This is a genomic window from Gemella sp. 27098_8_155 (genome assembly GCF_041433725.1).
Classification (GTDB): Bacteria; Bacillota; Bacilli; order Staphylococcales; family Gemellaceae; genus Gemella; species Gemella haemolysans_D.
The window spans coordinates 1-22,691 of record NZ_JAPWCA010000018.1; the positions used below are offsets into that span (position 1 = coordinate 1).

The following is a 22,691-nucleotide window of genomic DNA, read 5'->3' on the forward strand; positions in this document are numbered from 1 at the left end:
GCTACTGTTGGATGACTTCCTGGTGTACTTACATCTGGAGTTGTCTTCCATGTGATTGTAGTTCCACTTGGTAAGCCTGTTTTGTCTACACTGGCTTCTGCGTTTGGTACTGTTCCATTATCCACTGTTTGCGGTTTTGGTTGTGGATCATATTTTCCTCGCATAGACCAAACTGTAATATTTACTAGCATTGATGTAGAATTTCCAGCTTTATCTCTTGCGATTATAGTTACACCATACATCGTATTGTCGGATTTAATTTTCGGTACTTCTTGTACACCCTCCTTGAAAACAATTGTTCCAGTAGATTCATCAAAAGTTAAGAATTCAGGTAGATTTCTTACTTCAATCGTAGCAATTCCACTTCCATTTGTATTGTCTTCTGCTTTAATCTTCATCACAGGTAAAGTTTTATCTAATGCCGTTATTTCCCAGTTTTTATTTTCTTCTGGCGTTAAAATTGTCGGATCTGTCACATCTTTGACGTTTAACGGAATCGTAACGTCTTGTTCTGAACCATCAATATATGTTACTTTTGCTTGTATAGTTTGATTCCCATATGTTGCTGTATTGATTGGTGATTTTGATTCTACTTTTGCGATTTTCGCATTACCATTTTCACCTTGTGCATTAGTCGCATTAACTGCTCCTTTTAACATATCAGATGTTACTTCTTCATTTTGATTTACTTCGATTTGTGTTCCAGTCGCTGTAAATTCTTCGCTTACTTTTCTTACAGTTACATTTACTGTAACTACATCTTTCGATCCATCTGGATATGTAATTTCCACTTCTCCAGTTGTTGAACCTGGTGTATTAACTACTGGCGGTGTTTTCCATGTCACAGTTGTCCCATCTGGTAACCCTTGTTTATTTACACTATCTTCTGGATTTGGTACTTGTCCGTAGTTTACCGTTTGATCTTCTGGTTGTGGATTAGTCTTCGTACTTATTGAAGATACTACAATTTTTGCAGTTCTTTCGCTTACATTTCCTGCAATATCTTCCACACGAATATTCAAATTAAATTCTTTACTTGGAGTATTTTCTGGTAATTTTTCTACTTCTTGTTTTCCTGCTTTGAATTTAATTGAGTTAGTTGCACTATCGTATTCTAAGTAATCAGGAAGTCCTTCTACACTTACTGTTTTCACTCCACTTCCGTTCGCATTATCTTCTGCCCTTACTTCCATATTTGGTAAAGTTTTATCTAATGCCGTCATTTCCCAGTTTGTATTTTCTGTTGGAGCTTGAATAGTAGGTGGAATCACGTCTTTGACTTTTAACGGAATTGTTACTTCTTTCGTTGTTCCATCTTTAAATGTTACTATCGCAGTAATATTTTGATCTCCATAGTTAGCTGTACTGATTGATGATTTAGCTACTACTGTTGAAATCTTATCAGTTCCACTTACGTTTCCTACTTTTGATATCGCTGTTACTTTTGCTTTTAAGTCATCATTTGTTACTGGAGTGTTTTGGTTTACTTCAATTTGTGCTCCAATTACGTTGTACTCATCACTAAGTTTATTTACGTTGATTTTTACATTTACTATGTCTTTTGAACCATCTTTATACGTTACTTCTACTACTCCGTCTTTCTCACCTGGTGTGTTTGTATCCGGCATTGTCTTCCAAGCGTAACTTGTTCCTTCTGGTAAGTTCGTTTTATCTACACTTGTTGCTGCATCTGGAGTTGCTCCATAACTTACTGTTTGTTTTTGTTCATTTGGAGTTGCTTCATATTTTGTAGTCATTGATTTCACAGTGATTGTAACATTTGTTGTTGTTTCATTCCCTGCGTTATCTGTTACCGTTATTGTTACATTGTGTACCTGTACATCTGTTCCTTCTGATAAACTTGGTACTTGAATTACTCCAGTTTTAAACTTAATTGTCTTAGTTGCTTCATCATATGCCAAGAAATCTGGTAGATTTGTCACAGTCGTTGACTTAACTCCACTTCCTCCTGCGTTATCCTCGCTTGTTACGGCTATATTTGGATCTTGTCCTTCTACTGCGATTAAGTCCCAATTTTGTCCGTTTGTTGGTGCTTGGATTGTTGGTTTTGTTACGTCTTTTACCTTCAATTGAATCGTAACATCTTGTTTTGAACCATCAATATATGTTACTGTTGCTTGTATAGTTTGATCACCATATGCCACTGTATTAATTGGTGATTTTGATTCTACTTTTGCGATTTTCGCATTACCATTTTCGCCTTGTGCATTAGTCGCTTTAACTGCTCCTTTTAACATATCAGATGTTACTTCTTCATTTTGATTTACTTCGATTCGTGTTCCAGTCGCTGTAAATTCTTCGCTTACTTTTCTTACAGTTACATTCACTGTAATTACATCTTTCGATCCATCTGGATATGTAATTTCCACTTCTCCAGTTGTTGAACCTGGTGTATTAACTACCGGCGGTGTTTTCCATGTCACCGTTGTTCCATCTGGTAATCCTTGTTTATTTACACTATCTTCTGGATTTGGTACTTGTCCGTAGTTTACCGTTTGATCTTCTGGTTGTGGATTAGTCTTCGTGCTTATTGAAGATACTGTAATTTTTGCAGATCTTTCACTAACATTTCCTGCATTATCTTCTACATGAATGTTCAAATTAAATTCTTTACTTGGAGTATTTTCTGGTAGTTTTTCTACTTCTTGTTTCCCTGCTTTGAATTTAATTGAGTTAGTTGTACTATCGTATTCTAAGTAATCAGGAAGTCCTTCTACACTTACTGTTTTCACTCCACTTCCGTTCGCATTATCTTCTGCGCTTACTTCCATATTTGGTAAAGTTTTATCTAATGCCGTCATTTCCCAGTTTGTATTTTCTGTTGGAGCTTGAATAGTAGGTGGAGTCACGTCTTTGACTTCAAGAGGGATTGTTACCGTATCTGTTGTATCATCAAGATACGTTACAGTTGCATTAATTGTTTTATCACCAAATTCTGTAGTACTAATTTCATTTACAGGTGTTACAGACTTCACCTTACTAGCACCATTGTTACTAATTGTCACTGCTGCTTTTAGTTCATCATTTGATACTGATTCATTTTGATTTTTGACTATTTTATCACCTGTTGGTTCATATTCATCACTTAACTTACGAACTTTTACAGTCACAGCTACTTCATCTATTGAATCATCCGGATAAGTAACTGTTACTATACCTGTTTTATCTCCAGGTTTACTTGTGTCTGGTGTTGATTTCCATGTATATTGTACACCAGCTGGTAATCCTGCTGTATTTACACTTATTTTCGGATTAGGCATTTCTCCATGACTAACTTCTTGAATAGTTTCATTGGCTTGCGGATTATATTTTTCAGCCATAGATATTTGTCTTATTTGAAATGTTCTTTCACTACTATTTCCAGCATTATCTTCCACGCGTAATGTTACAGTTTTTGTAGTACGATTAATTCCAGATAATTTTGGAACCTCTCTAACTCCATCTTGGAAAACAATACTATTTGTTGCTTTGTCAAATTTCAAGAAACTTGGTAAATTGATTGGAACGATACTTTTTACTCCACTTCCTCCAGAATTATCAGAAGTTTCAACTCTAATCGGAGGTAATGTTTTATCTAATGATGTTATTTCCCATAGTTGTCCTTCTGTTGGTGTTTGTATTGTCGGAGCTATGACGTCTTTTACTTCCAGCGGAATCGTTACAGAGTCTGTCGTACCATCAAGGTATGTTACAGTCGCATTTATAGTTTGTGTTCCTGCATTTGTAGTACTGATATTTCCAACAGGAGTAACAGATTTCACTTTACTATTACCATTGTTACTGATTGTTACAGCTGCTTTCAAATCATCATTTGTTACAGTAGCATTTTAATTTTTGACTATTTTAGTACCTGTTGGTTCATATTCGTCACTTAGTTTGCGCACATCCACAGTTACATCAACCAAATCTGTAGACCCATCTGGATACGTAACAATTACTACTCCAGCCTTTTGTCCAGGACCAGTAGTTGTGTTAGGAATAGTTCTCCAAGTGTATGTTGTCCCTGTAGGTAATCCATTTTTATTAATACTAGTTTCTGCGTTCGGTGTTTGACCATAACTTACAGTTTGTTTTTGTGGGTTAGCTGTTGCACTGTATTTAGTCGTCATCGATTTAACAGTAATTGTTACTTGTCTTCGACTAGAATTATTCGAATTATCCGTTACTTGGATATTAACATTATACGTTTTACTATCTTGTCCATCAGGTAGTTTCGTTACCTCTTGAACACCATTTTTAAACTTAATTGTCTTAGTTGCATTGTCATAAACTAAGAAATCTGGTAATCCAGTTACTGTTGTTGATTTAATTCCAGTTCCACCAGTATTATCTTCAGATGTTAATTTTATTGATGGTAATATTCTGTCTAATGCGATTAAATCCCAATTTTGTCTGTCTGTTGGTGTTTGAATCGTCGGTGCTGTAATGTCTTTTACTTCCAGTGGAATCGTTACAGGATCTGTCGTACCATCAAGATAAGTTACAGTCGCATTTATAGTTTGTATCCTTGCATTTGTCGTACTTATATTTCCGAGAGAAGTAACAGATTTCACTTTACTGTTACCATTGTTATTGATTGTTACCGCAGCTTTCAAATCATTATTTGATACTGAATCATTCTGATTTTTAACTATTTTAGTCCCTGTTGGTTCATGTTCATCACTTAACTTACGCACCTTTACAGTTACATTTACAATATCTGTTGAGCCATCTGGATAAGTAACCTTCACAACTCCATCTTTATTCCCCGGAGTATTTATATCAGGTTTTCTTTCCCATTTATACTGAGTATTAGCCGGTAAACCTGTTGTACTTATACTTGTACCTGGATCAGGTGTTTGAGCATGGCTTACTTCTTGTATTTTAGGATTAGCAACTGCTGTGTATTTTTGCGTTTGAGATTGAATATTAAAGGTAATATTTTTAGTCGCAGTATTCCCTTTTCTATCCACTGCTTTAACAGTTACTTGAATACTAGATTTACCATTTTGGAAATTATTCGGTATAACTCCATTAATCTCTATTTTCGATGTTTTTGGATTATAAAATAACGGATTTGGCAGATTTTCAACCGTTATAGGGTTTCCATCTTTAAGCCCTACTCCTTTATTATTATCCTGTGCAGAAATATTTATCTCACTTGGCAATCCTTCTAATCTTGTTAATAATACTGAATCTGGTGCTGTGATAGTTGGATTAATATTGTCCACTATTTCTACCGGGATTCTTACAGTTTTCATCAAATGATTACCACGAAGAATTTCAATTTCTTTATGTTGTACACCTGCTGCAGAAGTATCTACAGTCGATGAACCACCTTTCCAACGAACAGTAAATTCACTTGGAAGTGCTGAATTATCCGAAACAGTAATATAATTTCTTGCATCTCCTAGTTGACCAGATTGATTCTGGTTAATTTTCTTATCTTGTTTTCCTATAAAGTCTAAAACTGTATAAGGAGTTGTTATATCTTTTGTTACTCCATTTTCATAAGTTGTTGTTACTACAACGTTTCTTGTTCCAACTTGTTGCAAATTAAATGGTGTTTTATAAGTTACTTGAGCTGTCGATGGTACTTCATTTCCAGTTTTAGAACGTACTAATTGTCTTGGATTTGTATATAACTCTTTATTGTCACCAAAATAAGCTGTTAAACTTGAATGTTTTGCTTCCACATCATTTGTCGCATTTGTTTGAATAGTTTTAGGATTAAACCCATCTTTAAAGTGGATTGTCATTGTTGCACCATCCGCTGAAACTTCAGCATGATCAAAGTCACTTTTATGGCCTGAAGGTTTCATAACATCGGGATGTTCTGTTTTAAATTTTTCAATTAAAGCTGTTTTTTCATTTTCAGTTAAATGACGAACATCGTCTACATATGTCTGTGATAAATCCTTTACTGTATTACGCTCACTTTGCGGTTTAATAATAAAGGTAAATGTATAAGGTTTTAACTGATTTGGGGCTACCCTTGTATTAGATGCAATATGAACTTCATATCTACCAGGTTGAACTATTGCACCTTCTCCTACAACCCCTCTAATAGCAGCATTAGTTATAGGATTATTTATTTCAGTTCTTCCCTGCTCTATTTCACGTCCTTTTGCCTTCCCTGCCTGCTTGTCCCAATAGGCAACTTGCATTTTTAAACCTTTAATCGGAGAATTACCCGTAAAACCAACAGTTACTATATAATACGGTGTTACATCTTCTACTATTCTTCCACGAACATATGTAGTGAACTTTCTCTCATTTCCTACTCTTTCACCTTTTATTTCAACTAAACTCCAAATTTCATCTGAATTGTAGTAAACAGCTGTACTTCCATTTTCTATAAGATTACCATTTCTTCTGTTTTCTTTATGGGTATAGACTACTCCTCTAAACCGACTCTCTCCATTTTTGTCAATAACTTTTCCATTTCGTGGGTCGCGTCTTCCTGAATTAGCACGAGTAACCCTATTAGCTACTCTATTTCGAAGATAAATTGCTTCATTTAATAGTTTTTGAATACTTTCTTCACTATTATTATCAGTAGTTGGAAGTTTCTCAATAGTGTTAACTAGTTCTTTTTCTAAATCACTAAATTCATAATTTATTTCACTAGCTAAGCTATTAATTTCTTTTACAATATTAGTTGCTTTAGTTATTTTTTCATTATGTCTTCTAGCAACATCTTCTGCATTATTAACTTGTTGTTTTTCTTTAGTATCTTTCTCAGAATTTACTTTTTCATCTTTTTTAGATTCAACTTTTTCTTTAACTTCTGATTTCTTATCTTCCCTAGGTTTATCTTCTAATTTTTCAAAAACTTCTTTAAGAGTTTTTATTTCATTATCAATTTCTTCTTGAATTACTTCTTTGTTATCTAGTACTTTTTCTGCACGTGACAAAACAAGATTAAGTTCTTTTACAGATTTTTCAGTTTTTCCACTGATGTCTGCTTTCTTAATCTTATCAACTAAATTCTTTAGCTCTTCCTTATTAGCTTCCTTTTTCGGGATAATTTCCTCTTTGCTTTCGCTTAAAGTATTTTTTTCTAATGTTGTGTTGTTTAAACTTTTCGTTTGTTTCTCATTGTTTAATTCCGAAGTGCTAACTGCCGTATTTTTGTTACTTATATTATCTTGCTTAACAGATAATTCTGAGCTATTAATCTCACTTGCATATGTCACTTGCGGGCCATTAACACTTACACCCCCAACAACAAAGAATAACGAACAACCAAAAAGTATGTGTTTTCCTTTTTTGACCATTCTCCAATTTTTTTGTTGTAGCCCTTGTCGATTAAATAACATCTCTTTTCTCCTTCATTTTATTCTTATATTTACGATATTATTAATATACATTATATTATATCTCTAATCCTTTAGATATTCAATACTTTCATATATAGAATACGTTATTGTCATTAAATTGAAACATTTAAAAGCATAATCTATTTTCAAGTATTTATTGAATTAGCCATATATATTTTAAACAAAAAAAACAAATAAATACAATTCTTAAATAAAGAAATATAACAATAAATATTCAACGTATTAAAAATAATTTTTTCAAGATGTATTATCAAAATAATCACCTCTTACTCTCTCTTCTACAGTTATAATACAACTTTATATATTTAACAACACAAAAAGACTTACTTTTGCATTTAACAAAACTAAGTCTTTATAATATCAGTTATTAAATTAATTTACAGCATTCGCTGATGTACCAGTAGAAATTACATCTACAGCCGCTTCTAGTCCACCATCTACAAGGTTCTGAATTGCAGTTTCTGTATAAAATGCTGTATGTGGTGTGTAAATTACATCATCGCGATCAATTAGAGTTTGTAATAATTCATCATCGAATTCTTTTCCTTCAAAGTTTTTAGGAACATATTTGCTTTCATTTTCATATACATCTAATCCTGCTCCAAGAAGTTTTCCACTATCTAAAGCACGTAACACAGCTTTAGTATCAACTAGCATACCACGAGCAGCATTTAATAAAATCGAGTTATCTTTCATTTTAGAGATAAACTCATCATTCACCATGTGGTTATATTCTTTAATAGCTGGCATATGAATAGTTATTACATCAGAATTTGCAATTAAATCATCCAAATTCTCAACATAAGTTAAAACTTCTTTTGCCGCTTCATTTTGATAAACATCATATCCTAGAACTTTAGATCCTAAACCATTAAATAATCTAGCAGCTTGAGTCCCGATTCTTCCAGTACCGATAACTCCTACTGTTAAAGTTCTAAGTTCACGAGATAAAATCCCTGGATTCCAAGAGAAATTATGTCTTTCTAAATTACGTTGGATTTTGTTAGTGTTTCTACTAATTCTAAGTGCTGTTGTAAGTACATGCTCAGCAATTGCATTAGGTGAATATGACGGTACGTTTGTCATTTTAATACCATATTTATTCATTAACTCTAAATCATAAATATCAAATCCTGCAGAACGAGTCGCAAAGACTTTAATACCTTGTTCGTGAGCATATTCATATACATCGCTCTCAAAAGGTTTATTTTGCGCTAAAACTACACCTTGCTTCCCTTCTAATAAGTGTTTATTAGCAGATGAAAGTTCTTCTGTATAAACGTCAATTTCAACTTCAGGATGAGCATTTCTCCAACTTTCTAAAGCACTCTTTTCATCTTCTCTTAAATTAAAAAATACTAATTTCATATCTTTTCCTCCTGTATACAAGACTATTATTATTCAATATCTAAAATAAATATTTTATTGAATATATATAATTAATTTTACCATAAAAAACTGTATCCTAAAATACTTTTGTCTTATTTTTCAATTATTTCTTTAATAATTTCAAACAATTCATAATTGTTTTGAACTTCTTTATAGATTTCAGTACCTGGCAGATATTCTTTATTGTAACGATTTATCCAAATCGATTTCCATCCTGCATTATTTGCTCCAACTATATCATTTTCTAAAGAATCACCAATGTAATATAAAGATTCAACTCCTAGTTGTAACTTTTCCTGCATGACTTCAAAAATTCTTTTATCAGGCTTGTTTATTCCTAAATCACCTGAAACAATAATATTTTCTCTAGGAATCCATTTTTCAACACCTAAAGCATCTACTTTCGCCCATTGATGCTCGCTAGGACCATTAGTTATTACTCCTAACTTCACATTATTCTTTTTAGCTAGTTCTAAAATACTTATCGTTGTATCAGAGATTTTTAGTTTTTGTTGATTTTTCTTATATTCCTTTTGCATACTAAGGGCCTGTTCATCTGCTAGGTATATACCTAAATCTTTTGCTGCTTCTTGGATTCGATAAATATGATACTCATCCATAGTCATCTCACCATTTCTAGAAGCTTCAAATTTCACATCACTATAATATCTACTCAAAAGATAAAATTTCTCCATATCAATATCTATATCGAACAAACTCCTAAACGCATTTTCAAATGGAACTATCTGTTCATATAAAGTATCATCAACATCAAAAACAAGACCAATCATTTTATTCTCCTTATATTAAAATCAACTCAATATTATTATAACTCCACTACTAAGCTTAATAACTTAGTATTTTTAGTTATTCATTGAGTTGATTTTAAACATTATTTTATTAACTTTTCTATTTTATTTTTTGCTTCTTCTAGAGTCTCACTACTCTCTAGCTTTTCTAAAACTAACTTTAGAAGAGTTTCTTTATACTCCATAAACTGTTTATCTGTCATTTCTTCTACATTATTTATGTTATCCATACTAATCTCCAATTTAAAACATATTTTATTCTTATTAATTATTATATCATATCAATAATTTTTTTATCACCAAACTTATTTTTCCAATCAATTCCAAAATCTATAACAGACTTATCTGTATAAGGATGCCAAACGCTTGTTTCTATTAATTCAGGAGATATAGTTGCCGCTTCAGCTCCTTGAAGCAAGACTTCTTGAATCTGTTTTATATTTTTAAAACTTGCAGCCAAAATCTCTGTAGGATAATCTATTAATAAATCACTTATTACAGAAATTGTTTCTGTTGCGTCTTGCCCGACATTTTCCATTCTATTTACATACGGCGCTACATAACTTGCTCCATTCATAGCTGCTGCCAATGCTTGCATAGGACTTAGAATTGCTGTAGCAGTGACCTTAATCCCTTCTCTTGAACAAAGTTTAATAGCTTCTAAACCAGCCTTTGTTACAGGAATTTTTATATAAAATGTTTCTCCAAAAAACTTTCGTAGTACTCTTGCTTCACTTAATATTCCTTCAACTTCACTTTCTGTTGTTTGTATATGAATTTCATATTTGCCATAAGTAAATTCCTTTAATTCTTTTAAAATATTTTTAATATCCCCTTCTACTTTTGATAATATTGTTGGATTAGTCGTTATCCCTGTTATCTCTCTATATTTTGATATTTCTTTAATTTTTTCTACATCTGCACTATCTATTAAAATTTTCATTATTTTTCTCCTCTAAAACACTTATAACCTCTCCTAGATTCCCAACAATTCTATAAGTTCTTCCTTTACACTCTTCATCTGGACTAAACATATCAGGAACCATAATAACTTTAGCTCCTGCAGAACTCCCCGCTATTACTCCAGCTTTTGAATCTTCTAAAACTAAACAGTTTTCTGGTTTAACTCCTAGACGTTCTGCAGCCAATAAGAATATATCTGGTGCTGGCTTACCATTTTCAACCTCAGCTCCACTAGCAAACTCATCTATATATTTCTTCAATCCTGTTTTTTCCATATTGTTAATTATATGATCCATATTTGATGAAGAAGCAACAGCAACTTTATAATTACTTTCTTTCAAATATTTTAATAACTCTTCGATATATGGCATTTTCCTTGGCCCTGTAGTAAATAAAATATTTTCTATATATTTATAATGATCATCTACTAGTTGTTTTCCACTAACATCAGAATTTTTGAAATAATTCTCCCAAAACTCATAAATACTTTTCGTAGTAAATCCCAATACCAAAAGTGTTTCTTCTTTTGTCATATCATATCCTTGCTTTTTGGCACTATGAATAAATGCTTCAGTTGCTAAGCTTTCCGTATCAACCATTAGTCCATCCATATCAAATAACACAGCTTTTATATTCATATTATCAACCTCATTTTTTGTTCTTTACAATCATTATAATAGAAATAATAAAAAATCACAAATTACAAAAAATAGGGGAATCTCCCCTATTTCATCTATTAACCTCTTGTTTTTCCACCCGCTACATTATACGTAACACCATGAACATAACTTGCTCTATCACTTGCAATATATGCAACTAAATCCGCAACTTCTGATAATTTTCCATCTCTTCCTAGTGGGGTCGTTTTTGTACTTGTATACCCCGCACGAATTTGTTCTACTGTTACTCCACGAGTGTAGGCTAACGCTTCTTCGTAAGCTAATGTTCTAAGTCCAGTCGCTTCTAATATACCTGGAGCTACACCTACTACTCTAACTCCTAATTTACCTAGTTCTTTTGCCCAAGAACGTGTAAGTGAGTTTACAGCATTTTTACTTGCTGCATAAATACTTTGTCCTTCTGATCCTTCTAATCCAGATTCTGAAGACATATTTACTATTACACCACTACCTTTAGCAACTAGTATACGTCCAACTTCTTGAGAGAAAATAAATAAACCTTTTACATTAATATCCATAATCTTATCATATACTTCGTCACTAAACTCATATTTTCCTTCAGGGGCATTTTTATCCACTAATAAACGAGGAATATTAATCCCTGCATTATTTACGAGAATATCAATTGTTCCAAATTTTTCTACAGTTTTAGCCACAACTTCTTTAACATTACTTCTATTAGTAACATCACATTTTACATATAGCAATTTATCGTTATCAGATTCTTTTTCTGTAAGGTCACTTACTACAACATTACATCCTTGATTTAAGAACTCATCAACTACCGCCGCACCAATTCCTGATGCTCCACCTGTTACTACTACTGTTTTTCCTTCTAAATTTAACCAACTCATGATTTTTTCTCCTTACATTATTTTTTTATTGTAATTTTTGTATTTATATCAATCTTAGGACAACTTTTGTTTTCTACCACAATTGCACCGGGAAGCAAACTATCTAAATCTCCTGAAAAATGAACTGTTAAGTGCCCTAAATCTACTAAATTTTTCTCTGCTACATCACCAACACCAAGAATTTCAAATTCTTCTTCATCTACCATTAACGTTTGACCAACTTCTATAGTTTCATTAGTAGGTACTACATCAACTCCATAGCAATAATCTTTTAACATATCGGGTGCATTATCTCCAAAAAGGATAAACATACCATCCCCAAATTCACCTACAAGACTACCTTTACTTTTTACTGTATTTTCATAAATTATCATACTCATTCTTCCTTTATTAATCTTTTATTTCATTTTTTACGGCCGACTTTGTCGTTTATGTAGGAAGCGATAACCGCTTCCTATTAAATATATATAATTAGTACATTCCAAAGCTTGCTAACCAAGCTACGATAACCCTTGGTACCCCAATAATAAATCTTGAGTAAAGTACTGACACTACCCCCACTTCTACTGTTTCTGGTTCAGCTTCTGCAAGACCTAAACCAACTGGGATAAAGTCACAAGCACATTGTGTGTTGATTGCGAATAATGCAGGTAATGCTAATTGTGGAGGAATAGTTCCTTTTCCGATTTCAACCCCAATTAATGTACCGATAATTTGTGCAATTACTGCACCAGGGCCAAGTAACGCTGATAATAATGGAATAGAACATACAAATCCTAAAGCTACTAATCCAAAGATGTTCCCTGCTAGCGGAGTTAATAATTTAGCAAACCAGTTACCAAATCCTGATCCTTGGATAACCCCTATTAACATCGCAACAAATGCCATAAATGGTAAAATTGTTGTTATCATCGATTGAACCGCATCTCTTGCAGCTTGATATAGTGTGTGAACTACTTTACCAGCACCCATACCAATTTTCTGAATAACAGATGATTTTGAATTTTCCGCTAAACTTTGAGAAACTTTTTTATCTGCACTGTATTTAAATTCACGTTTTGGCTCTTCTTGAATTTTCTCAACTACTACTTCTTCGCTACCTTCAGCTGAAGAGATTTGATCTAATCCTACTGCAGAAACATAGATATCTTCTTTAATAAACTTTGCAAGTGGTCCACTTGGTCCTACCGGCATAATGTTAACTGTTGGAATTCTTTTTTGTGGGTAAATACCGCAACGTAATGTTCCGCCGCAGTCAATAATTGCTAAGAAAATTTCTTCATCTGGCACTGATGTTTTAAATCCATTTACTGCAGTAGCTCCTGTTAATTTTACAATCTTTTCTACGATTTCAGGCTCTGCTCCTCCTCCTGTAATATATAAAATTTTATCTTTCCCTGGTTTTGGAGTAATTACTAAAGGTCCACCAAAACCACCGCTACCTTTTTCTATTTTTATTGTTCCATAAGTCATAATTAATTCTCCTTATCTTATGCTTTTAACTCATTACTTAATTCTATTTTTTGTTGTTTCATAACAATTTTTGTTGTAAAATCTGTAACCCATCCAGCAAAGAAATTCATTACTAATCCTACAAGAAGATATCTAATCGCTAGTGGTGTAACATCTAATCCTAATTGAGTAATACCATTTGCAATACCTAAGTAAATAAAAATTTCTCCGACATTGATATGTGGGAATATACCACTATTTGTATGACAGTGATACGATGCTGATGCATAATAACTAGGTTTCATACGTTCTGGTAAGAATTTCCCCATAGACAATGCCATCGGATTCGCTAACATAAACGCCGAAATAAAAGGTAAAATCCCATAAGCTAAAATCACATTTTTAGAACACACTTTAGCAAATTTCTCTACTCTATGCGGTCCAATAAAAGCAACTAAGGCGTTCATAAAAACAAGAAGTAACAGTACTTTAGGTACGATTCCTCCAACCCAACTTACGAAAGTTTTTGCACCTTCGTCAAATAAACCTGTAAAGCCTGAAGCTATTTTAACAATATAATCCATATTGTCCTCCTTATAATATTTAATTTAATTTTAATTTTTTTGCTAATTTCTCAAATGGACTTCGTTCCATTTCAATCTGTCCACCAGCAGAAATTGTTTTATAATTAACAACTCCATCGAGTACTGCACTAGTTAAAGACGATGATAATTTTATCGCTCTACAATCCTCTCTACTTATAGTCCCTACTTTAAGACCATTAAAGTATTCAAGTTTTTTAAATCTAGCAAGTACTGTTACTCCTTGCATAGCTTCTCCAGTAATAACTTTATCATTTTTATCGATAGCCAACATTACGATAGCTCCTGCACGTGCAGCCCCTTTTTTTCTTCCTATTACTACTCTTCCTATTCTTCTAAGTTTACTGTAACTTCGTTTAAAGCTATTTAACTGAACATAAGTTAGAGCATACTGTAAAATAAACGCTAAAATAAATAGTATTCCTAAAACTATTAAATTCATACATCCTCCTATTCTACTATCTATATAGATTAGTATTCTTTATAAAGTAATTCACTAATGAGTCATAATTTTCTATTTTTGATATATCTATAATCAGTTTTTCGTTCTTAATAATAGAGATTAATTCATCATAGGTTTTAGCTAAAATCAACCCATTGTTTTCTCCTTCAGGTACACACGCCATAAAAATCAATTTCAAGTCTTTATTATCTTTAAATCCATTTTCACTTACCCCTAGAGCAATTATTAAATCATCTCCCAGTTTATTTATCGTATGTGGAAATGCTACATTTTCCTCAAAAATCATAGACGATTTTTTTTCTCTTTCTCTGATTCTTTCTAAAAAACTTTTATCAACTAATTCTTGATTTATCAAATCAGCTATCATAATAGCAATGTTTTCAGAGTATGTTTTTTTGCTATCGCATTTGAAAAATGTCTCTTCTCTCATCGAGCTTAGCAATACTGATTCCATTCCTCGAATACTAGGATTATTCATTTTATTAACATATTGTAGAAAATTAATTTCTTTTTTCAAGTACATCTTATCTAAAATTTCATTTTGATAAATAACCGGCATTTCTGTTTCAAACTTTATATCTTCAGTAGAAATTATAATATTAAATTTACTATAATCAACTGTTTCAAAAGTGGTGTATGCTGATACTTGTGAATTTACTATTATACTTTCTATTTCATTTATCATAAGTTTGCTATATGCTGGTCCTGAATTAGTTATCAACAAGATGCTTAGATTTTCAGATTGAACTTTTATTTTCTTCAATAACGTTTCAAAATATATTGCTAGATAACTAATTTCATCTTCTGAAACTATATAGTTATACTTATTGTTAATTACTTTACTGGCAGTTTTAGCAATTTTATATGATACCGGATATTGTTCTTTAATTTTCTCTTTCATATTGTTGCTATATCTAACACCGTATTTTAATCGTTCCATTAAGAAGTATATGTGATAGATAAATTCTTCAATTATATCCGAAGTATCAAATTCAAGTCCATACTCGTAAACAACTGTTTCTAAAATTTCCTGAACAAGTTTTGTATACTCTTCAGTATATTTTAGATTTTCTCTTATTTTATTTATTTTTGTAGGAACTCTCATTGTAGCAAAGCAAATTGCCAGAAATTTTATTTCATCAACAGATAAGCTTATATTATATTTAGTTTTTATGTAATCACTTATCTCTTTAATAAAAGGTTGTGCATAATTACTTAATAATTCTTTGTACTGATTTTCACCAAATTCTAGATAAAATCCATTAGCGAATCTATCTAACGATAATGTTAGATATCGGAAAAATTCTCCTTTTGCCTGTTTATCTATTTTGTATTGTTCAAATACTTTATCAAAAAACGTATTATCTTCTTTATCGAAAATATCCTCTTTATATACATAGTTATAGATATTTTCCAAAATAAAAATTCGAATATCTTTTTCTAATCCAACTACTTTTATACCTGTGTTTGGTTTTCCCTTTATAACAAGATTATAGCTGTTTATTATTTCATTCAGTTTTTTCAGATCTGTATTTAAAGTAGTTCTACTAACTATCATTTCAAAAGCTAAGTCATCTATCAAAGTACTCTCACTAGACGAAACTAATCTTTTGAAAATATAGACTAACCTTACTTTACTAGAATCAAAATTTATATTTGCTTCATAAATAGACCTTTTTCTTTTCAAATATTCTTCTAACTTTGTAATATAAAGATTATAGTTTGAATTTTTATTCTCTATATATGCACAATCTTCAAATAATTCATTTAAAGATTTTATCTCATTACTAATAGTTTTTGAACTTACCTTCAATACATCCAATATATATTGATCTTGAACTGAAAAACTAGACTCTAAGATGTTCAGTAACCTCAAACTTCTATTATCATAATTAAAAATCTCCATTTGCTTCACCACCTATTTTTATTATACTAATATCATTTAAAATAATTAATACAGTTATTTTCTTTAAAAAAGAAAAACGCTTTAATCCTCTAGAAAATAGGGACTAACTCAAAAATCATGATTTCGAAGAAATCGATTTTGTCGAGCCACTTATCGCATTAATTTATTAAATATCAATAAACCACTGTGTCTATGAGTTCTCATATGAACTTTGTTAAATTTTAGGACTTTTGGAGCAACCCCTTCATAATTTCTACACTATACGGTTTAATTATTAAAAAAACATCCCTAAAATATAGGGATGCTCCTTTAATTACAGACTCTCTATAATATTTTTAACTATATTTTCTATAGTTAAGCCATTTTCTTTCATTAATTCTTCTACATTATATCTATCATAGAATTTTTTATCTATTCCATAGTTTTGTACTCTCAATTCTGTATTCCCTAAATAGCTCGCTACAGTTTGACCGTATCCACCTTCTACTATACCATCTTCAATAGTTACAACCAATTTATGATTTTCTTTTAAAGAGTTTAGTAATTCTTTATCCAAACCAGTTAAAAATCTTGGATTTACTAATGTTGCCTCTATATTATGTTCTGATTTCAATTTTTCAGAAGCTTCCTCTGCTAAGTTATAAAAATTACCTACTCCAAATATTGCAACTTGCTCTCCAAATTTTTCTACTTTATTTTTATTTAAAATAGAATAATCTGTTTTATCTTCTTTCCCGGTTTCTATTACACTACCCACAGGAACACGTATAGCAACTGGATGCTCATTTTGGTTAATTGCCCATTCTAACATCGCTAAGTGCTCTTCTTTATTAGTAGGAGCTAAGTATACGAAGTTTGGTATATGTGATATAAGTGGAATATCAAAAAATCCTAAGTGACTTTCATCATTCATTGAATTTATAGAAGCACTGTATACTAATACTACCCCTGCTTGATTGTTTAATGCCATATCATGAGAAAGCTGGTCATATGTTCTCTGTAAGAACGTTGATAATACAGCCCACACTGGTTTTGCTCCATTTTTCGCTAGTCCCGTTGTCATCGTTACAGCTTGTTCTTCCGCAATACCTACATCTACAAATTGGCTTTCCAATTGCTCTCTTAGCTTTCTATTAAATACTATTCCTGGCGTCCCTGCATTGATAACGACAGCTAGTGGATCTTCTTTTAATTTCTTAGTTAAATACTCAGAAGTAATCCCATTGTACGTTGAAGTAACAGCACCTTTTTTAATATACTCCCCTGTTTCTAAACTAAACGGCCCTCCTGCATGGAATTTCTCATGATTTCGTTCTGCAGGTTCAAAACCTTTCCCTTTTTCTGTATAAATATGTAATACTACTGGATGATCTATATCTTTTACTTCTTTAAACAGTGAAATTAGCTCCTCTAAGTTATTACCATCTTCTAAATAATGATAGTCATATCCCAAGGCTTTAAAAATATTGTTTGTCGCCTGCCCCTTAGTTTCACGTAAACTTTCTAATGCAGTATATATACCGCCTTTAGGATTTTTAGCAATCGACTGATCATTATCATTTATAATAATTATTGCATTAGTTCCAAGTGTAGCTATTGTATTCAATCCTTCATAAGCCATTCCACCAGATAGCGCGCCATCTCCAATAATCGCTACAACATTACTTTTTTCATTCTTTAAATCTCTAGCATGTAAAATCCCACTTGCTAACGATAATGAGGTTGAGGTATGTCCAATAGTAAAAAGATCATGCTCACTTTCTTTTGGATTCGTATATCCAGAAACATCATCATAATGTTTTGGATCTATAAATGCTTTTTGGCGTCCTGTTAGCATTTTATGAATATAAGTTTGATGCGATACATCAAAAATTATCTTATCTACAGGTGAATCGAATACATTATGTAAGGCAACAGTCATCTCTACCATTCCTAAATTTGGTCCACTGTGACCTCCGTGAGAACTAATTTTTTCTAATAATACCGTTCTTGTTTCATCGACCAGAGTATGTAATTCTTCTATTGTTAATTTTTTAAGGTCCTGGGGTCCTGAAATATTTTCTAAAATCATATTTATCCCTCCTATTTCTATCTATTTGTATTAATATCATTATAACATAAATTAATCTAGCCTAAGTATTCATTTTTATTATAAGTTTAGTAGTACTTTTTATCATTCTTTAAATAGCTATAAAATATCTCCATCAACAAATATAAATATAATTAGAGATAAAGCATGTAACTTTCTAAATTAATTTCAACATTATTAAAACCTTAACTGGTTATTTTATTCAACTTTTAATGCATTATCTATATATAAAAGTGAATTTTTTATTTCACTTTTTATTTGAAAAAATTTTATTTTTAGTGTATTATATAAAAACGTAGTAAAGCTACAATAATTTTGAATATAAAATAAAACATGAGGTTAAAATTTATGAAAACAGCTTTTGTGTGCGATTCAGCATTACAAATTAATAGAAATTTTGCGAATAACAATCCAATTACAGTTATCCCAGTAGAGGTTCGTCTTGACAACGAAATTTTTGAGGATAACGTAACTATTACTCCTGATGAATTTTACGAGAGGATACATAACGGACAAAAACCTAGCACAAGCCAACCAGCTGTAGGTAAAATACTAAGTGTCTATGAAGAATTAAAGCAACAAGGTGTTGAGCGTATCGTTGCTTTCAGCGTTTCTTCTAAATTATCAGGAACATACTCTTCTTTTGTACAAGCTAAAGAACTTATTGATGGGATTGAAATTAAAATAATAGATACTCTTCAAATAGCAAGAATGGTAGGAATAGCAATCGAGAAGATTATCAAAGAATTCGAAGAAGGAAGTTTAACATTTGAAAATATAGAAAAAAGATATGCAGAACTTTCACAGCAACACAATGTTCTAGTAACAGTAGAAACTATGCAATATTTATACGCAGGTGGGAGACTTACGAAAGCTCAGTTCGTTTTGTCAAACCTACTAAATATTCTTCCTATTATAACTATTAAAGATGGTCTACTTTCAGTAAGTGGAAAACATAGAGGAATGAATAAAGTTCTTTCAAAAATGTGTGAAGAAATAAAAGAAAAAAATCCAAAGAGCTTATTTGTTCTTTATACAAATGATGAATTATTAGAAAAAGCATTATCTTCGATTAAAAAAACTTTCGGAGAAATCGAAGTAGAAACAGAAATCGTATCACCTGTAATTGGATCTCACGCAGGACCTAAAGCAATAGCAATCGGATATTTAGAATACGATAAATAATAAAAATACAGATACACTCCTTTACATAAAAAAGCACCTTAGAATTAGATTAAAACTAATCCTAAGGTGTTTCTTTATTAGGAATGACTCCAAATCACGATGTCAAAAAAATCAAATTTGTCGAATCAATCCCACTTTTTGCTAATCTATTTTATAATTTGTACCTTCTAACGCAGCTTGGAGATCTTCTTTTGATACTTCTCCTTCAACTACGACAGTTTTTTCTTGAATATTAACTTCTATATTATCAACATTATCTAATTTTGATAATTTTTCTTTAACTGCAGCGACACAACCACCACATTTTACACCTTCGATACTATATTCTTTTTTCATGATTAATCCTTCTTTCTTTTTATTAATTTAATTTTACTCTTTTTAATCTTAAAGCATTTAATACTACTGATATAGAACTAAAACTCATTGCAGCACCTGCTAGCATTGGATTTAATAAAGGTCCTCCGAATATATAGAATACTCCCATCGCAAAAGGAATACCTATAACATTATAGAAGAATGCCCAAAATAGATTTTCTTTAATATTTGTTATAGTTTTTTTACTTAAAACTATAGCATTAACAACAGAATTTAAGTCAGGTTTCATCAACACTATATCTGCCGCATCGATTGCTACATCCGTTCCTGTTCCTACCGCTATTCCGACTTCTGCTTGTACTAGTGCTGGTGCATCATTAATACCATCACCGACCATTGCTACCTTTTTACCTTGAACTTGGAGTTTTTTGATTTCATTCGCTTTATCTTCTGGTAGAACTTCACTCACTACTTTATCTATTGATAATTGTTCTGCAATTACCTCAGCAGTTTTTTTATTGTCACCAGTCAACATAACTACCTCTAACCCTAAGCTATGTAATTTTTCAACAGTTTCTAAACTACTTGCTTTTATTTGATCGGCAACAGCTATGATTCCAGCTAGTTCAGAGTCTACAGCTATGAATAATGGTGTTTTTCCTTCTGAAGCAAATTTCTCTGCTTTTTCAACTGAATCTTTTGTAGAAATATTATTTTCCACCATTAATTTCTTATTACCGATAAGTACTGACTTTCCATCAACTTTTGATGAAATACCTAATCCTGTTAACGAACTAAAATCTTTAACTTCTACTAGTTCCAAATTTCTATTTTTAGCTTCATCTACTATAGCTAGACCTAACGGGTGTTCTGAAAGATATTCTACACTCGCTGCAAGTTGCAATAGAACTTCTTCAGATAAATTATTAAATGTTACTATATTAGTTACTGAAATTTTACCTTCTGTCAATGTTCCAGTTTTATCAAAAACAACAGTATCAACTTCTTTAGCTAACTGCAAAGCTTCTGAACTTTTTATTAAAATACCGTGTTCAGCTCCCTTACCTGTACCTACCATTATAGCTGTCGGTGTAGCTAAACCTAAGGCACAAGGACAAGCAATAACAAGCACTGCGATAATAATTTTTAGAGAAAAACTCCAAGATGCATCTCCAACAAAGTACCATAAAATTCCAGCTATTAGTGCTAAAACAATAACAATAGGAACAAATACTCCTGAAATTTTATCAGCAAGTTTTGCTATCGGTGCTTTAGAATTCTGAGCATCTTCAACAAGTTTAATAATCTGTGATAAAGTAGTATCTTTACCAACTTTAGTAACTTTCATTTTGAAAACACCTGTTTTATTGATACTAGCTCCAACAACCTTACTATTTATGTCTTTTTCTACAGGGATACTTTCACCTGTTAACATCGATTCATCTACAGTCGAACGACCTTCAATCACGACTCCATCAAGAGGTACTTTTTCACCAGGACGAACAAGTAGTATATCATCTGTAGATATTTCATCTACTGCTACAACATGTTCTTCACCATCTATAATTAAATTAGCAGTTTTTGGTACCAATCCGACCAACTTACTAATAGCATTTGTAGTACGACTTTTCGATACTCCTTCAAAGTATTTACCTAGTGTAATCAATGTTAAGATTACCGCTGCAGATTCATAGTACAAATTCATAGCTGCATGTTCATCACCTAAATATACCAATACGGTTGAATAAACACTATATAAGAATGCTGCCCCTGCTCCTAACGCTACTAAAGAATCCATATTAGGTTTTCTTCTAAAAATAGCTCTAATTCCTACACTAAAGAATTTTCTACCAAAATATAAAACAGGTAACACCAGAATAAACTGTACAGTTGAAAATAATTTTGGATTTCCCATTGGACTTAAACTTTCCAACATAGGTAATCCCACCATCTCAGCCATCGCTATATACAACACAGGTACTGCAAATATAGCCGAATAAATAAATCTTTTCCAAATACCATCTATTTCTTGTTGTTTTTTCTCAGCTTGGTCATCTACCGAATTATCTATTTCTAATCTTGCTTTATAGCCCGCTTCTTCTACTTTTCTCTCAATCTCAGCTACACTTAATTTTTCTTTATCGAATTTTACTACCATCTTCTCTGTAGCGAAATTTACAATGGCTTTTTCTGTTCCATCTAAAGATGAAATCGTATCTTCTATATTTTTCGCGCACGTTGCACAACTCATTCCTTCTAATATGAAAGTTCTCTCTTCAATACTAGAAACATAAGTAAGCTTATACCCCAATTTTTCTACAATCTTTTCTACTTCATTTCTATCTATTCCTTCTCCTCTAGAAAGAGTAAGTTTACTTGTTGCAAAGTTTACATTGACATCTGATAAATTATCAACTTGTTCTAAACTCTCTTCAATATGTGCTGCACAAGAAGCACAGCTCATCCCTTCAATTAAATATGTTTCATTTTTTACCATATATTAATCACACCTATCTTTTAAATATTCTTATTCGTCTACAATTGTAGTCTTAGTTATAAATTAAGTATACTACCATCTAAAATTATTGTCAACAATATTCTAAATAATCAATAACAGCTATCATTATGATATAGGGAGTGA

General features: G+C 31.8%; 17 protein-coding genes. 1 reads left to right on the forward strand and 16 read right to left on the reverse strand.

What is annotated here, in order from left to right:
- The 14 genes from O5Y44_RS07395 to O5Y44_RS07460 all read right to left on the reverse strand — a co-directional run.
- Positions 1–3,824: Rib/alpha-like domain-containing protein (locus tag O5Y44_RS07395; RefSeq protein WP_371465848.1), on the reverse strand; the 3,824-nt coding region annotated here is incomplete at its 3' end.
- A 24-nt stretch (positions 3,825–3,848) separates the two neighbouring features.
- Positions 3,849–7,322, reverse strand: coding sequence for a Rib/alpha-like domain-containing protein (locus O5Y44_RS07400; RefSeq protein ID WP_371465849.1), 3,474 nt, complete (start codon positions 7,320–7,322; stop codon positions 3,849–3,851).
- Positions 7,323–7,715: 393 nt separating this feature from the next.
- Positions 7,716–8,711 carry a D-2-hydroxyacid dehydrogenase gene (locus tag O5Y44_RS07405; RefSeq protein WP_371465850.1) on the reverse strand — a complete coding sequence of 332 codons (996 nt, stop codon included), beginning with the start codon at positions 8,709–8,711 and terminating at the stop codon, positions 7,716–7,718.
- A 113-nt stretch (positions 8,712–8,824) separates the two neighbouring features.
- On the reverse strand, positions 8,825–9,523 hold the full coding sequence (locus O5Y44_RS07410; RefSeq protein WP_371465851.1) for an HAD family hydrolase: 699 nt from the start codon (positions 9,521–9,523) through the stop codon (positions 8,825–8,827).
- Positions 9,524–9,624: 101 nt separating this feature from the next.
- On the reverse strand, positions 9,625–9,771 hold the full coding sequence (locus O5Y44_RS07415) for a hypothetical protein (protein ID WP_271988045.1): 147 nt from the start codon (positions 9,769–9,771) through the stop codon (positions 9,625–9,627).
- A gap of 41 nt (positions 9,772–9,812) precedes the next feature.
- Entirely contained in the window at positions 9,813–10,484 is a 672-nt protein-coding gene (locus O5Y44_RS07420; protein ID WP_371465852.1) for a transaldolase family protein, read from the reverse strand.
- Positions 10,465–11,142, reverse strand: a complete 678-nt coding sequence (locus O5Y44_RS07425) for an HAD family hydrolase (RefSeq protein ID WP_371465853.1) — start codon at positions 11,140–11,142, stop codon at positions 10,465–10,467. Before O5Y44_RS07425 ends, O5Y44_RS07420 begins: the two co-directional genes overlap by 20 nt.
- Before the next feature lie 98 nt (positions 11,143–11,240).
- Positions 11,241–12,038 (reverse strand): SDR family oxidoreductase, encoded by a 798-nt coding sequence (locus O5Y44_RS07430; protein WP_271988041.1) that lies wholly within the window; start codon positions 12,036–12,038, stop codon positions 11,241–11,243.
- Positions 12,039–12,055: 17 nt separating this feature from the next.
- The gene (locus tag O5Y44_RS07435; RefSeq protein ID WP_048802809.1) at positions 12,056–12,412 is read right to left on the reverse strand and encodes a PTS glucitol/sorbitol transporter subunit IIA; all 357 of its coding nucleotides are present in this window, start codon (positions 12,410–12,412) and stop codon (positions 12,056–12,058) included.
- 97 nt (positions 12,413–12,509) lie between these two features.
- A complete protein-coding gene (gene srlE, locus O5Y44_RS07440) occupies positions 12,510–13,511 on the reverse strand; it encodes a PTS glucitol/sorbitol transporter subunit IIB (RefSeq protein WP_371465854.1) in 1,002 nt (333 codons plus the stop codon).
- Between the two features lie 17 nt (positions 13,512–13,528).
- Complete coding sequence (srlA, locus tag O5Y44_RS07445; RefSeq protein WP_371465855.1) at positions 13,529–14,074, reverse strand: PTS glucitol/sorbitol transporter subunit IIC; 546 nt, start codon at positions 14,072–14,074, stop codon at positions 13,529–13,531.
- A 19-nt stretch (positions 14,075–14,093) separates the two neighbouring features.
- Entirely contained in the window at positions 14,094–14,534 is a 441-nt protein-coding gene (locus O5Y44_RS07450) for a transcriptional regulator GutM (RefSeq protein ID WP_371465856.1), read from the reverse strand.
- Between the two features lie 16 nt (positions 14,535–14,550).
- Entirely contained in the window at positions 14,551–16,461 is a 1,911-nt protein-coding gene (locus O5Y44_RS07455; protein ID WP_371465857.1) for a BglG family transcription antiterminator, read from the reverse strand.
- Positions 16,462–16,774: 313 nt separating this feature from the next.
- The gene (locus O5Y44_RS07460) at positions 16,775–18,532 is read right to left on the reverse strand and encodes a 1-deoxy-D-xylulose-5-phosphate synthase (RefSeq protein ID WP_371465858.1); all 1,758 of its coding nucleotides are present in this window, start codon (positions 18,530–18,532) and stop codon (positions 16,775–16,777) included.
- A 366-nt stretch (positions 18,533–18,898) separates the two neighbouring features.
- Between O5Y44_RS07460 and O5Y44_RS07465 the strand changes: the two genes are divergently transcribed.
- Entirely contained in the window at positions 18,899–19,735 is an 837-nt protein-coding gene (locus O5Y44_RS07465; RefSeq protein ID WP_371465859.1) for a DegV family protein, read from the forward strand.
- A gap of 141 nt (positions 19,736–19,876) precedes the next feature.
- Here O5Y44_RS07465 and O5Y44_RS07470 read toward each other — a convergent pair whose 3' ends face one another.
- The gene (locus tag O5Y44_RS07470) at positions 19,877–20,071 is read right to left on the reverse strand and encodes a heavy-metal-associated domain-containing protein (protein ID WP_371465861.1); all 195 of its coding nucleotides are present in this window, start codon (positions 20,069–20,071) and stop codon (positions 19,877–19,879) included.
- A 22-nt stretch (positions 20,072–20,093) separates the two neighbouring features.
- A complete protein-coding gene (locus O5Y44_RS07475) occupies positions 20,094–22,547 on the reverse strand; it encodes a heavy metal translocating P-type ATPase (protein ID WP_371465863.1) in 2,454 nt (817 codons plus the stop codon).
- Positions 22,548–22,691 lie beyond the last annotated feature (144 nt).